The sequence below is a fragment of the Streptomyces sp. NPDC059785 genome (assembly GCF_042732375.1).
Taxonomy (GTDB): domain Bacteria; phylum Actinomycetota; class Actinomycetes; order Streptomycetales; family Streptomycetaceae; genus Streptomyces.
The window spans coordinates 190,886-205,038 of sequence record NZ_JBHWHV010000006.1 but is presented as its reverse complement, the minus strand read 5'-3'; the positions used below and the strand labels follow the sequence as shown (position 1 = coordinate 205,038).

The following is a 14,153-nucleotide window of genomic DNA, read 5'->3' as shown; positions in this document are numbered from 1 at the left end:
CCTGGCTCCGGCGGAGCGGCATCATGAAGTACGTGCCTCCAGCGAGCCCGCTGCGCCGCGCGCCCGTCCAGCGGCGCAGCGCCGAACGACTGACCAGGATCCTCGACGCCTGCGCCGACCTGCTCGACGAGGTCGGCTACGACGCCCTGAGCACCCGGGCGGTGGCCCAGCGCGCCGGGGTGCCCATCGGCTCGGTCTACCGCTTCTTCGGCAACAAACGGGCCATGGCCGACGCGCTCGCGCAGCGCAACCTCGACCACTACACCGAGCGCGTGGCCGTCCGGCTGCGCGAGCCGGGCGGTCACGACTGGCGCACGGCCACGGACGCCGTACTGGACGAGTACCTGTCCATGAAGCGCACCGCGCCCGGCTTCTCGCTCGTCGACTTCGGCAACCAGATCCCCGTCGGCTCCGCGCACACCGAGCCCAACACCCGCGTCGCCGACCGGCTCACCGACCTGCTGGCCGGACACCTCGGCCGGCCGGCCGACGACGAGCTGCGGCGCGCCTTCCTGATCGCCGTGGAGACCGCCGACACCCTCGTGCACCTCGCCTTCCGGCTCGCGCCCGAGGGCGACGAGCGGATCATCGAGGAGACCCGGGCGCTGCTGCGGGCGTACCTGGCGCGGATCCTGGACTGACCGCGGGCCGTGCCCCGCCTCCTTCCGCGCACCGACGCGCACCGACGCGCACCGACCCGTATCGACGCGCATCGACCCGTATCGACGCGCATCGACGCGCACCGACGCTCGCTCATCGACGCGCACCGACGCTCGCTCATCGACGCGCACCGACGCTCGCTCATCGACGCGCACCGACGCTCGCGCATCGACCCGCACCGACGCTCGCTCATCGACGCGCACCGGCGTGACCTGGAGTTCTGCGCTTATTGCTCGCACGTCAACGTCTTGTTAACGCCTCCAGGCCCGACCTAACGTCGCTCGCACCGCCGCCCCTGGTGGGAGTTCAAAGGCGAACGGAACGTTAGGTGTCCCCTCATGCTGACCATCCTCGGCTTCGCCATGATCGCGACCTTCCTGGTCCTGATCATGCTGAAGAAGATGTCGCCGATCGCGGCGCTCGTGCTGATCCCGGCGCTCTTCTGCGTCTTCGTCGGTAAGGGCGCCCGTCTCGGGGACTACGTCCTCGACGGTGTCACCGACCTCGCGCCCACCGCCGCGATGCTGATGTTCGCGATCGTCTACTTCGGCGTGATGATCGACGTCGGGCTCTTCGATCCGGTCGTGCGGGGCATCCTGCGCTTCTGCCGGGCCGATCCGCTGCGCATCGTGATCGGCACGGCGGTGCTCGCCGCGATCGTCTCGCTCGACGGCGACGGGTCGACCACCTTCATGATCACGGTCTCGGCGATGTACCCGCTGTACAAGCGGCTGAAGATGAGCCTGGTCGTGATGACCGGGGTCGCCGCGATGGCCAACGGCGTGATGAACACGCTGCCCTGGGGCGGCCCGACGGCCCGCGCGGCGACCGCGCTCAAGGTCGACGCGAGCGACGTCTTCGTACCGATGATCCCCGCGCTCGCCGTCGGACTGCTCGGCGTCCTCGTCCTCGCGTACGTCCTCGGCCGCCGCGAGCGCAAGCGGCTCGGGGTGCTCACCCTCGACGAGATCCTGGTGGAGGAGGACGAGCACGCCAACACCCACGAGGCGGAGACGGTGCTGGTCAACACGGGCGGCACGGGTGGCACGGGCAGCGCGGGCGGCACGGGTGGCACGGCGGCGAAGGCCGGTGGTCCGGGCACCGGCGCGTCCGGCACCGGCAGCGGCGCCTCCGTGTCCGGCACCGGCGCCTCCGAGGCTGACAGCGACGCGGAGGCAGGCGCGTCCGACGACGGTTTCCAGGGGCTCGACCCGCACCGCCCCACCCTGCGCCCCAGGCTGTACTGGTTCAACGCGCTGCTCACGGTGGTCCTGCTGACCGCCATGATCATGGAGCTGCTGCCGATCCCGGTGCTGTTCCTGCTCGGCGCGGCGCTGGCCCTGACCGTCAACTTCCCGCACATGCCGGACCAGAAGGCCCGCCTCGGCGCCCACGCGGAGAACGTCCTGAACGTCTCCGGCATGGTCTTCGCCGCCGCCGTCTTCACCGGCGTCCTCCAGGGCACCGGCATGGTCGACCACATGGCCGAGTGGCTGGTCGGCAACATCCCCGACGGCATGGGCCCGCACATGGCGCTGGTCACCGGCGTGCTGTCCGTCCCGCTGACGTACTTCATGTCCAACGACGGCTTCTACTTCGGGATCCTGCCGGTGCTCGCCGAGGCGGGCCAGGCGCACGGCGTCACCTCCCTGGAGATCGCCCGTGCCTCGATCGCCGGTCAGCCGCTGCACATGTCGAGCCCGCTGGTGCCCGCCGTGTACGTGCTCGTCGGCATGGCCAGGGTCGAGTTCGGCGACCACACCAGGTTCGTGGTCAAGTGGGCCGCGCTCGTCTCGCTGCTGGTGCTCGGCGCCGGAATCCTCTTCGGCGTCGTCTGATGCCGGACCCGCACGCCGACGGGCCCGGCGGACCGGCCTAGTCGCCCGGTCCGCCGGAGCCCGTCCGGGCCGCCGGGCCTTCCGCGCCGCCCGGCCGCGGCCGGCTGGTGCGGCTCGTCGTCGCCTTCGCGTTCGCGCAGGGGACGGTGTCGATGGCGCGGCCCGCCGTCTCCTACCGGGCGCTCGCCCTCGGCGCCGACGAGCGCGCGGTCGGCGTCATCGCGGGCGTCTACGCGCTGCTCCCGCTCTTCGCCGCCGTACCGCTCGGCCGCCGTACCGACCACGGCCGCTGCACCCCGCTGCTGCCCGCCGGCGTCGTCCTGATCGCGGGCGGCTGCGCGTCGAGCGGTACGGCGGACTCGCCGACGGCGATGGCGGCGTGGAGCGGCGTGACGGGCCTCGGCCACCTCTGCTTCGTGATCGGCGCGCAGTCGATCGTCGCCCGCCGGTCCGCTCCGGACGAACAGGACCGCAACTTCGGCCACTTCACCATCGGCGTCTGTCTCGGCCAGCCGGCCGGGCCGGTCGCCGCGGGCGCCCTGATCGGGGACGCGGGCGGGGCGGGCGGCAGCGCCCTCGCACTGCTCGTCGCGGGCGCGGTCGCCGCGGTCTCCCTCGCCTTGCTCTGGCGCATCGATCACCGTACGGCGGCCAAGTCCCGTGCCGCGCACGGTGATCGTGTGCCCGTGCACCGCATCCTGCGTACCCGGGGCGTCCCCGCCGGCATCCTGATCAGCCTCTCCGTGCTGTCCGCGACGGACGTGCTCACCGCGTATCTGCCGGTCGTCGGGGAGGACCGGGGCATCGCGCCCTCGGTGATCGGCCTGCTGCTCGGCCTGCGCGCGGCGGCGACCATCGCCTGCCGCCTGGTGATGACCCCGATGCTGCGGCTGCTCGGCAGGACCGCGCTGCTCACCGCGAGCTTCACCGCGACCTGTCTGGTGGCGGGCGCGCTGTGCGCGGGCATCGCGCTGCCGGTGCCGGTGTGGGCGCCGGCGGTGCTGCTGACGGTGCTCGGCTTCTGCCTCGGCGTCGGGCAGCCGCTGTCGATGACGACGGTCGTGCGGGCGGCGCCGGACGACGCGCGGTCCACGGCGCTCGCCCTGCGGCTGACGGGCAACCGCCTCGGCCAGGTCGCCGCGCCCGCCGGTGCCGGTCCGGTCGCCGGAGCGGCGGGGGTGGCCGCGCCGTTCGTGCTGCTCGGCGCGGTGCTGCTGCGCTCCGCCGGAATCGCGCTGCGCACACCGGCGGCCGGGCGCGGGATTGGGCCGCGCGGGGGATATCTGACGTCACGTCGGGTGAGGCCCCGTGATCGGGCGCCGAGAATGTGAAAGAGAGTCAGGTGAAAGAGCGATTTGTATGAAAATCGTCTGACTCGGAGGGAACACGAATGTCCACCTCGATCGTCTCACGCGCCGCCGCCGTCGCGGCCCTCACTCTCGCAGGCTCCGCCATCGCCGGAGCCCACGTCGCCACCGCCGCCCCCGGCGACAACGGCGACATCAAGATCCACAAGGTGGGCACGCCCTTCAGCGACCCGCGCGAGGACGCCAAGGTGTGCGAGTTCTACCTCGACGCCAGCAACTTCGACGCCGCGGCCTCGCTCACCTACACCGTCACCTCGCAGCCCCCGTCGCCGAACGGCGCGACCCTCAACGGCACCGTCGCCCTCCAGGCCGGCAGCGGCCACAGCGACCCGCTGGCGCTGCCGAACGGCCAGTACCAGCTGACGTACAAGATCGCCGGTGCCGCCGGTGCCGGGAAGCAGAAGGTCTTCAACGTGGACTGCCCGAGCGACAAGGCCACCACCGAGAAGGCGAGCGCGAGCGCGAGCGCCTCCCCGGCACCGCGCGGCGGTGTGCACGCGGGCGGCGGCGGTCTCGCCGAGAAGGAGGACTCGATCTCACCGGTCGCCGGGGCCGCGGCCGTGGGTCTCGTCGCCGCCGGTGGAGTCGTGTACTTCCGCCTGCTGCGCCGTCGCAACAATGGTGCCGCGTAGGCGCCTCAGGCCCTGGTACCGGACACGCACGTACCGCCTCACCAGGACGACGGCGCTGACCGTCGTCCTGGGGGTGGTCGGCTTCCAGTGGTTCGACGTCGCCGTCTCCGCCCGGCCCGAGCGGTCCGCCGCCGACGTGGCGGGGCTCAGAGAGGCCGTGGCGCCCGCCGGCCCGGTCTGGGCCGGCCCCGTCTGGGCCGTCCACGACGGGCGCGGCCCGCGACCCGATCCCGAGCGGCCCCGGCGGTCCGCATCCCCGACGCCCACCGGCAAGCCCGTGTCCCCCAGGCCCACCGCCCCGCCTTCGTCCCCGAGGCCCACCGCCGTCCCCCCGTCCCCGAGCGCCGTCCCGTCGTTCCCGACGACCGCGCCCCCGTCCCCGAGTCCGCCGGCCCAGGCTCCGCCCCCGAGGCCCGCCCCCGGGCCCACGCTCCAGCCGCTGCCCCGCTCCCGGCCGGCCACCCTCGACATCCGGTACCTCCGCGTACAGGCACCGGTCATGGGGCTGCGGCTCGACCGGCAGGGCCAGCTCGGCACCCCGCCGGTGAACAACCCCAGGCTCGTCGGCTGGTACGAGGGCGGTCCCGCACCGGGCGAGACCGGTACGTCGATCATCGTCGGCCACCGGGACACCATGACCGGCGCCGCCGTCTTCTCCGCGCTCGCCGCGCTCAAGCCGGGCAAGCCCGTCGAGGTCCGGCGCGCCGACGGACGGACCGCCGTCTTCACGGTGGACGAGGTGCAGACGTACGAGAAGGCGCACTTCCCCGACCGGAAGGTCTACGGTCCCAGCACCCGGCCCGAGTTGCGGCTGATCACCTGCGGCGGCGCCTACAACGCGAAGACGGGCTACGCGAGCAACGTCGTGGTCTTCGCCCACCTCACGGCGGTCCGGTGAACGGGCCGCCGGGGCGAGCGGGCCGCCGGGGCGGGCGGCCCGGGGGAGTGAGCGGCCGGCCGGACCCGGCCGGCCGCCCGCCCCGACGGACCCCGACACCCCCACCGGATGTGTCAACTGCCGCTCTCTTCCGAAAAGTTGCCTGGTAGAAGCGGAGCATCCGGTTTCCCGTGGTCGAAAAGCGCGCGCGGAGCCCCGGATACCGCCCCGCGTCTTCCCCCGGGTGTGTGCGGTCCGTTAACTTCCGTCACGCAACGCCCCGTGCGACCCGGACGGAGCGTCCGACCGCGGAGCACCAGCGCCGTGTGAGCCCTCGGGGGGCACCACCCATGACACGCGCCATCTCCCTGCACCACGTCAGCAAGTCGTACACCCGCGGCGCCCGCGTGGTGGAGCGGCTGTCCCTCGACATCCGGCCCGGTGAGTTCCTCGTCCTCCTCGGGCCCTCGGGCTGCGGCAAGTCGACCGTGCTGAGAATGATCGCGGGGCTCGAGGAGGTCACCGAGGGGGAGATACGCCTCGACGGCGAGGACGCCACCGACCTGCCGCCGGCCGGCCGGGACATGGCGATGGTCTTCCAGAACTTCGCCCTGTACCCGAGCATGACCAGCCGCGACAACATCGGCTTCCCGCTGCGCATCGAGGCCCCGGGCGAGGACCACCGCCCGCGCGTCGACGCCACCGCCCGGATGCTCGGCATCGAGGACCTGCTCGACCGCTTCCCGGCCCAGCTCTCCGGCGGCGAGCGCCAGCGCGTCGCGATGGGCCGCGCGATCGCCCGCCACCCCTCCGCCTTCCTGATGGACGAGCCGCTGTCCAACCTCGACGCCAAGCTCCGCAACCACCTGCGCGCCGAGATCTCCCGGCTGACCAGGGACCTGGGCGTCACCACGGTGTACGTCACCCACGACCAGGCCGAGGCCATGTCGCTCGGCGACCGGGTCGCCGTGCTGCGCGGCGGGGTCCTGCAACAGCTCGGCACCCCGCGCGCGGTCTACGGGCTGCCCGCCAACGTCTTCGTCGCCGCGTTCATCGGCACGCCCCGGATCAATCTGCTGCGCGGCCTGGTGCGGGCCCCGCTCGACGGCGCGATGTCCATCAGCCTCGGCCGCCAGTACCTGCGGCTGCCCGAACCGCTCTCGCTCGACCACCAGTTGCTGCGGGTGCAGCAGGGCCGCGAGGTCATCGTCGGCCTGCGCTCCGAGGCCGTCCGGATCGCCAAGCCCGCGGCGGCGCGGAAGGGCGAGGTGGCGATCACCGGGCTCGTCGAGCACGTCGAGTTCCAGGGGCACGAGGTGCTGGTGCACTTCAACACCGGTTCGCGGCCTGCCGTCGTACCCGAGCTGGAGGCGCCGCGGCCGGTCCGGCCCGCGCGGCGGCGCAGGCGCGAGGGCACCGTCCTGGACCGGCTGCGCGAGCGGGCCGGCTCGCTGCGGGCCGGGCCCGTGGTGGTCCTCGACCACCCCGGCGACCAGGCGGCCGAGGAGTCAGAGGCCAGGGGCCCGGCGTCGTCCGAGGCCCGGCTCCCCGGCGACCTCGTCGTCCGTACGACGCCCGACATCGAGCTGCGGCACGGCATGCAGGTGCCGCTCCTGGTCGACCTCGCCCATCTCTTCGTCTTCGACCAGCACGGCGAGCGCATCTGCCCGGCACCGTCGCGGCTGCCGGATCTGGAGGAGTAGTCCCCGGCGGCTGAGGAGTAGCCCCCGGCGGCCGTCGCCCGCGGAGGGCCGCCTCTGGCGCCCGAAAACTATCATCGCTAGTTTAGGCTCCGGACGACGCCGCCCCTCCGGGAGGAACACCATGAAGGCACATGACGGCATGTACATCGACGGTGCCTGGCGCCCCGCCGCGGGACCGGACACGATCGAGGTCGTGAACCCCGTCGACGAGCGGATCGTCGGCCGGGTCCCCGCGGGCACCGTCGAGGACGTCGACGCGGCCGTACGCGCCGCGCGCGCCGCCTTCCCCGGCTGGGCCGCGACCGCCCCGGCCCAGCGGGCCGCCCGCCTCTCGGCGCTGCGCGACGTCCTCGACGCCCGCAGGGACGAGATCGCCGAGACCGTGACGGCCGAGCTCGGCTCGCCGCCGCCCTTCTCGCAGAAGGTGCACGCGAGCCTGCCGATCCTGGTCGCGGGCTCCTACGCCGAGCTGGCCGCCACGTACCCCTTCGAGGAGAAGGCCGGCAACTCGACCGTCTACCAGGAGCCGGTCGGCGTCGTCGGCGCGATCACCCCCTGGAACTACCCGCTGCACCAGATCGTCGCCAAGGTCGCCCCCGCGCTCGCGGCGGGCTGCACCGTGGTCCTCAAGCCCGCCGAGGACACCCCGCTCGTCGCCCAGCTCTTCGCCGAGGCCGTGGCCGAGGCGGGCGTACCGGCCGGGGTCTTCAACCTGGTCACCGGCCTCGGCCCGGTCGCCGGACAGGCCCTCGCCGAGCACCCGCACGTGGACATGGTCTCCTTCACCGGCTCCACGGCGGTCGGCCGGCGCATCGGCGCCACCGCGGGCGCGGCGGTCAAGCGGGTCGCCCTGGAGCTCGGCGGCAAGTCCGCCAACGTCATCCTGCCGAGCGCCGACCTCGCCAAGGCGGTCAACGTCGGCGTCGCCAACGTGATGTCCAACTCCGGGCAGACGTGCAGCGCCTGGACCCGGATGCTGGTGCACACCTCCCAGTACGAGGAGGCGGTGGAGCTGGCCGCTGCCGCCGCCGGGAAGTACGGCGAACGCATCGGGCCGGTGGTCAACGCCAGGCAGCAGCAGCGCGTGCGCGGCTACATCGAGAAGGGCGTCGCCGAGGGCGCGCGGCTCGTCGCGGGCGGCCCCGAGGCCCCGCGCGAGCAGGGCTACTACGTCAGCCCGACCGTCTTCGCCGATGTCACCCCGGACATGACCATCGCCCAGGAGGAGATCTTCGGCCCGGTCCTCACCGTCCTGCGCTACGAGGACGAGGAGGACGCCCTGCGCATCGCCAACGGCACGGTCTACGGACTCGCGGGCGCGGTGTGGGCCGGTGACGAGGCGGAGGCCGTGGCGTTCGCGCGGCGGCTCGACACCGGGCAGGTCGACATCAATGGCGGCCGCTTCAACCCGCTGGCCCCCTTCGGCGGCTACAAGCAGTCCGGCGTCGGCCGCGAACTCGGCGCGCACGGCCTGTCGGAGTACCTCCAGACCAAGTCCCTCCAGTTCTGACCCCCTGTCCCAGGCCGAGCCGATCCCGTTCCGACCCCGTCCCAGCCGAGCCCCAGGAGTACTTCCGATCATGGTCCGCGCCGCTGTCCTGCCCTCCGTCGGTGCTCCGCTGGAGATCACCGAGATCGACCTGCCCGAGCCGGGGCCCGGCGAGGTCCGCGTCCGGCTCGCCGCCGCGGGGGTCTGCCACTCCGACCTGTCGCTGTCCGACGGCACCATGAAGGTGCCGGTCCCGGCCGTCCTCGGCCACGAGGGCGCGGGCACCGTGGTCGCCGTCGGCGAGGGCGTCACCCATGTCGCGCCCGGCGCCGAGATCATCCTCAACTGGGCACCTGCCTGCGGGAGTTGTCACCCCTGCTCGCTCGGCGAGGTGTGGCTGTGCGTCAACGCGCTGGCCGGCGCCGGGAACGTGTACGCCCGCCGCGCGGACGACGGCACGGACCTCCACTCCGGCCTGAACGTCGCCGCGTTCGCCGAGGAGACCGTCGTCCCCGCCGCCTGCGTACTGCCGCTGCCCGCGGGCGTCCCGCTCACCGACGCCGCCCTGCTCGGCTGCGCCGTGCTCACCGGGTACGGCGCCGTCCACCACGCGGCGCGGGTCCGCCAGGGCGAGGCGGTCGCCGTGTTCGGCGTGGGCGGCGTCGGCCTCTCCGCGCTCCAGGCGGCCCGGATCGCGGGCGCCTCGAAGATCGTCGCGGTGGACGTCTCGCCGGAGAAGGAGGCGCTGGCCCGGGGGGCCGGAGCCACGGACTACGTCGTCGCCTCCGCGAACACCCCCCGCGAGATCCGCGCCCTGACCGGCAAGCAGGGCGTCGACGTCGCCGTCGAGTGCGTGGGCCGCGCCGTCACGATCCGCACCGCCTGGGAGTCCACCCGGCGCGGCGGCCGGACCACGGTCGTCGGCATCGGCGGCAAGGACCAGCAGGTCACCTTCAACGCCCTGGAGATCTTCCACTGGGGCCGGACCCTCGCCGGGTGCGTCTACGGCAACGCGGACCCGGCCCGTGACGTGCCGGTGCTGGCCGAGCACGTCCGCGCGGGCCGCCTCGACCTCGACGCCCTGGTCACCGAACGGATCGCCCTCGACGGCATCCCGGCCGCTTTCGACAACATGATCGCGGGCAAGGGCGGCCGGGCGCTGGTCGTCTTCTAGACCTGGCTCTCCGCCTCCGCCTCCGGGACCGGCGCCGCTTCCTCCGTGAGCGGCGCCGGCGCGGGACGGGTGCGCGGGCGCGAGCGGGAGACCGCGACGCCCGCCAGGCACAGCAGCCCGCCGCCGAGCGTCAGCAGCCCCGGCACCTCGCCGAGGAACAGCCAGGACATCGCCACCACCAGGGCGGGCACGGCGTACGTGGTCGCGCCCATCCGGCTCGCCGTCGTACGGGCCAGCGCGTACGCCCACGTCGTGAAGGCCAGCGCGGTCGGGAAGACGCCCAGGTAGAGCATGTTCCAGGTGGCCGACGCTGGGGCGTCGCCCATCTCGCGCACCAGCTGCCCGGCGAACGGCAGACACGTCACGGCGCCCACCAGGCACCCGAACGTCGTCACCTGGAGCGGACTGCCGCTGCCCAGCGCGGGCTTCTGCGCCACCACCCCGGCCGCGTACGCCCCGGCGGCCAGCAGGCAGAGCACCACGCCCAGCACCGAGTTCCGGCCGTCGCCCGACATCGACAGGCCCACCGCGACGGCTCCGGCGAAGGACACCGCCATGCCCGCGAGCAGCCGGGGCGGCATCGCGTCGCCCAGCAGCCGGGCGCCGAGCAGGGCGATGAGGACCGGGCCGACGTTCACCACCAGCGCCGCCGTACCGGCGTCCACCTGCTGCTCGCCCCAGTTGAGCGCCACCATGTAGAAGCCGAACCACAGCACGCCGGATATCACGATGCCGCGCCACGCACCCCGCGGCGGCAGCCCCTCCCCGCGGACGAGACACAGCACGCCCAGCGCGAGCGCTCCGGCCAGCAGCCGGCCGAGGGCCAGCGCGCCCGGCGAGTACGAGGCCCCGGCGCTGCGGATCGACACGAAGGCGGAGGCCCACAGCAGGACGGTGACCGTGGCCGCGCCCGCGGCGAGCAGCTCCGTACGGCGGTCCGGGGCGGAGGGAGAGGCGTTCATCATGCTCCTGAGGCTAGGGAAACGGTCGGGTCGAGGCTCGCGAATTTCGGACGCCGCCATGGCGGATCCAACGGGGTTACGGCACAGGGGAGTTCGGGCCAGAGCCTGTGTCCAAACCCCGGTCGGATCAGCGCGCGGCGTCATGGGGGTCCCCTGCTCATGGGGGTCCCCCTGCTCATGGGGGTCCCCCCGCTCGAGCGAAGCCGAGAGTGGGGGAGAAGCCGAGAGTGGGGGAGAAGCCGAGAGCTTGGGGGAGTGCGTGCCAGGCGTCGCGCGCCCGGCCGGGGTTTGGACACGGGCTCTCAGCGCAGGGCCGCCGCCTCGATACCCAGCAGCTCGGCCAGCGTCCGCTCGCCGAGCCCGGTGACCTTCACCGCGCGCTCGGAGCCGATGCGGACGCACCAGCCCGCGTCCAGCGCGTGCCGGCACAGCGCGGCACCCGCCACGCCCGCGAGGTGCGGCCGGCGTTCGGTCCAGTCGAGGCAGGCCCGGGCCAGCGGGCGGCGGCCGGTGCGTGCCAGGCCGATGCCCGCCGTGGCGAACCAGTCGAGCCCGGCGTCGGTGAGCGCGAACCCGGTGTCCTGGCGCAGCAGCCCACGGGCGGTGAGCGCGTCGGTGACGGCGATCCCGAGCCGCCCGGCCAGATGGTCGTAGCAGGTGCGCCCGCGCGCCAGCGCGGATCCGGCGGTCGTCTCGCGCAGCGTGCGCGGCCGCTCGGCGCCGCCGGGTGCCACCTGGGCGGCGAGGTCCTCGACGAGCTGGGCGGTCCGCGGGTCGGCCAGCCGGACGTAGCGGTGCCGCCCCTGGCGTTCCTCGGCGAGCAGTCCGGCCTCGACCAGCTTGCCCAGGTGCTCGCTCGCGGTGGACGCGGCGACCCCGGCGTGCCGGGCGAGTTCACCGGCGGTCCACGCCCGGCCGTCGAGCAGGGCGAGCAGGAACGCGGCCCTGGTCCCGTCGGCGACCAGCCCGGCCAGCCGCGCCAGCCGGACCGCACGTGCTCCCTTGGATGCGCCTCGGCTCGTCATGCCCCCCAGCATGCGGTACGCACGCTTCGGCCCCGGCCGAACCGTCCCGGCGTACCGCTAGACGCCGCGCCCCACCTGCGCGTACTGCGCGGTCAGCCCCTCGAGGAGGGCGCCGAGGCCGGTCTCGAAGGCGCGCTCGTCGATTTTCTCCTGTTGTTCGGCGAGGAGGTGCGCCTGCCCGAGGTGCGGGTAGTCGGCCGGGTCGTACGCCGTCTCGTCGTCCACGAAGCCCCCGGCGAACGAGCCGAGCGCGGAGCCCATGATGAAGTACCGCATCAGCGCGCCGATGGAGGTGGCCTGCGCGGGCGGCCAGCCCGCGTCGACCATCGCGCCGAACACGGCGTCCGCGAGGCGCAGGCCCGCGGGTCTGCGGCCGGGGCCGCGGGCGAGCACCGGCACGATGTTGGGGTGGTCGCGCAGGGCGGCCCGGTAGGACACCGCCCAGTCGTGCAGCGCGGTCCGCCAGTCCCGGCCGTCCTCAAACATCGACAGGTCGACCTGGGCGCTCACCGAGTCCGCGACCGCCTCCAGGATCTGGTCCTTGGTGCGGAAGTGGTTGTAGAGGGAGGGGCCGCTGACCCCGAGTTCGGCGGCGAGCCGGCGTGTGGAGACGGCGGCCAGACCTTCCGCGTCGACGAGTGCGCGCGCCGTGACGACGATGCGGTCGGTGTTCAGCAGGGGCTTGCGCGGTCGGGCCATGGCGCACATAGTAGGGCTGCGACCTAGAAACTAGCAGTGCTAATTTAAATGTGCGGCTTTCACACACGTACGGCCGCGGACGACTTCGACCTTGGGGTGACGCGCCATGAACCTGGAGCTCAGTGAGGAGCAGACCGCCGTCCGGCGGCTGGCCCGGGACTTCGTGGACCGCGAGATCGCCCCGTACGTCGTCGAGTGGGACCGGGCCGAGAACGTCGACCGGTCCATCGTGAAGAAGCTCGGCGAGGTCGGCTTCCTCGGCCTGACCGTCGACGAGGAGTACGGCGGCTCCGGCGGCGACCACCTCGCGTACTGCCTGGTGACCGAGGAGCTGGGGCGCGGCGACTCCTCGGTGCGCGGCATCGTCTCCGTCTCACTCGGCCTGGTCGCCAAGACGATCGCGCACTGGGGGAGCGAGGAGCAGAAGCGGCGGTGGCTGCCGGGCCTCACCTCCGGCGCGTACGTCGGCTGCTTCGGCCTCACCGAGCCCGGCACCGGCTCCGACGCGGGCAACCTGTCGACCCGGGCCGTACGCGAGGGCGACGAGTACGTCATCAACGGCACCAAGATGTTCATCACCAACGGCACCTGGGCCGATGTCGTGCTCCTCTTCGCCCGCTCCACGGACGCGCCGGGACACAAGGGCGTCTCCGCGTTCCTGGTGCCCGCCGACACCCCCGGACTGACCCGCCGCACCATCCACGGCAAGCTCGGCCTGCGCGGCCAGGCCACCGCCGAACTGGTACTGGAGGACGTGCGGGTGCCCGCGTCCGCGATGCTGGCACCCGAGGGCAAGGGCTTCTCGGTCGCGATGTCCGCGCTGGCCAAGGGGCGCATGTCGGTCGCCGCCGGCTGCGTCGGGATAGCCCAGGCCGCCCTGGACGCGGCGGTGAAGTACGCCACCGAGCGCGAGCAGTTCGGCAAGCCGATCGCCCGCCACCAGCTCGTCCAGGAGCTGATCAGCGACATCGCCGTGGACGTCGACGCCGCGCGGCTGCTGACCTGGCGGGTCGCCGATCTCATCGACCGCGGCGAGCCGTTCACCGCCGAGGCGTCCAAGGCCAAGCTCTTCGCCTCGGAGGCCGCGGTGCGCTCGGCCAACAACGCCCTCCAGGTCTTCGGCGGTTACGGCTACATCGACGAGTACCCGGTGGGCAAGCTGCTGCGCGATGCCCGCGTGATGACCCTCTACGAGGGCACCAGCCAGATCCAGAAGCTGCTCATCGGCCGCGCGCTGACGGGAGTCTCGGCCTTCTGAGTACGTCCTGTGGATCTCTGACGGATCTCTGAGTACTTCGGCGGATGCGGCCAGGGGCCGCGTCCGCCGAAGCTGTTCCGCATGAGTGAGACATCCGTCAAACAGCAGTCCACCGCCGCCTTCTACGGCCAGGCGGTCGCCTCCTTCGGCGTCGCCCTGGCGGCCACCGCGCTCGGCATCTTCAACCTCCGGACGGACGCATGGGTCCGGGCCTTCCTCGGCATCGCCGTGCTCTATCTGGTCACCTCGGCCTTCACGCTGGCCAAGGTGATCAGGGACCGGCAGGAGGCCGGGCAGATCGTCAGCCGCGTCGACCAGGCGAGAGTCGAGAAGCTCCTGGCCCAGCACGACCCGTTCGAGAAACTGTGACGGCCGCGGCGGTCCCGGTCCGGGGGTGTACTGGTCCGGGGGCATGCTTCCAGCCCCGCTGAGCGGGCACTCTAAGCGCTCGCTCACCTTCGGGGGTATG

13 protein-coding genes are annotated in these 14,153 nt (G+C 73.2%); 10 read left to right on the top strand and 3 right to left on the bottom strand.

From position 1 onward, the window contains the following. Positions 1-23: 23 nt before the first annotated feature. The 8 genes from ACFV6E_RS06995 (at position 24) to ACFV6E_RS06960 (ending at position 9,740) form a co-directional block, all read left to right on the top strand. Complete coding sequence (locus ACFV6E_RS06995) at positions 24-641, top strand: TetR family transcriptional regulator (protein ID WP_385165991.1); 618 nt, start codon at positions 24-26, stop codon at positions 639-641. A 357-nt stretch (positions 642-998) separates the two neighbouring features. Beyond that, positions 999-2,498, top strand: coding sequence for a CitMHS family transporter (locus ACFV6E_RS06990; protein ID WP_385459739.1), 1,500 nt, complete (start codon positions 999-1,001; stop codon positions 2,496-2,498). A gap of 107 nt (positions 2,499-2,605) precedes the next feature. Continuing rightward, the gene (locus tag ACFV6E_RS06985) at positions 2,606-3,829 is read left to right on the top strand and encodes an MFS transporter (RefSeq protein WP_385459738.1); all 1,224 of its coding nucleotides are present in this window, start codon (positions 2,606-2,608) and stop codon (positions 3,827-3,829) included. 59 nt (positions 3,830-3,888) lie between these two features. After that, positions 3,889-4,497, top strand: coding sequence for a hypothetical protein (locus ACFV6E_RS06980; RefSeq protein WP_385165987.1), 609 nt, complete (start codon positions 3,889-3,891; stop codon positions 4,495-4,497). Continuing rightward, positions 4,484-5,395 (top strand): class F sortase, encoded by a 912-nt coding sequence (locus tag ACFV6E_RS06975; protein WP_385459737.1) that lies wholly within the window; start codon positions 4,484-4,486, stop codon positions 5,393-5,395. Before ACFV6E_RS06980 ends, ACFV6E_RS06975 begins: the two co-directional genes overlap by 14 nt. 329 nt (positions 5,396-5,724) lie before the next feature. Continuing rightward, entirely contained in the window at positions 5,725-7,077 is a 1,353-nt protein-coding gene (locus tag ACFV6E_RS06970; protein ID WP_385459735.1) for an ABC transporter ATP-binding protein, read from the top strand. 121 nt (positions 7,078-7,198) lie between these two features. After that, complete coding sequence (locus tag ACFV6E_RS06965) at positions 7,199-8,587, top strand: aldehyde dehydrogenase family protein (RefSeq protein ID WP_385165982.1); 1,389 nt, start codon at positions 7,199-7,201, stop codon at positions 8,585-8,587. A 70-nt stretch (positions 8,588-8,657) separates the two neighbouring features. After that, complete coding sequence (locus ACFV6E_RS06960; RefSeq protein WP_385459733.1) at positions 8,658-9,740, top strand: Zn-dependent alcohol dehydrogenase; 1,083 nt, start codon at positions 8,658-8,660, stop codon at positions 9,738-9,740. On the opposite strand, the gene ACFV6E_RS06955 is transcribed toward ACFV6E_RS06960, so the two are convergent. The 3 genes from ACFV6E_RS06955 to ACFV6E_RS06945 form a co-directional block, all read right to left on the bottom strand. Continuing rightward, positions 9,737-10,705: a DMT family transporter gene (locus tag ACFV6E_RS06955; protein ID WP_385459731.1), complete on the bottom strand. Its 969-nt coding sequence runs from the start codon at positions 10,703-10,705 to the stop codon at positions 9,737-9,739. The two genes, ACFV6E_RS06960 and ACFV6E_RS06955, sit on opposite strands and share 4 nt — an antisense overlap. A gap of 299 nt (positions 10,706-11,004) precedes the next feature. Then, on the bottom strand, positions 11,005-11,739 hold the full coding sequence (locus tag ACFV6E_RS06950) for an ArsR/SmtB family transcription factor (protein WP_385165976.1): 735 nt from the start codon (positions 11,737-11,739) through the stop codon (positions 11,005-11,007). Between the two features lie 45 nt (positions 11,740-11,784). Next, positions 11,785-12,426, bottom strand: a complete 642-nt coding sequence (locus ACFV6E_RS06945; RefSeq protein ID WP_385165974.1) for a TetR/AcrR family transcriptional regulator — start codon at positions 12,424-12,426, stop codon at positions 11,785-11,787. Positions 12,427-12,532: 106 nt separating this feature from the next. Between ACFV6E_RS06945 and ACFV6E_RS06940 the strand changes: the two genes are divergently transcribed. Then, positions 12,533-13,684 carry an acyl-CoA dehydrogenase family protein gene (locus ACFV6E_RS06940; RefSeq protein WP_385165972.1) on the top strand — a complete coding sequence of 384 codons (1,152 nt, stop codon included), beginning with the start codon at positions 12,533-12,535 and terminating at the stop codon, positions 13,682-13,684. Between the two features lie 81 nt (positions 13,685-13,765). After that, positions 13,766-14,053, top strand: coding sequence for a YiaA/YiaB family inner membrane protein (locus tag ACFV6E_RS06935; RefSeq protein WP_385165970.1), 288 nt, complete (start codon positions 13,766-13,768; stop codon positions 14,051-14,053). Positions 14,054-14,153: the final 100 nt, after the last annotated feature.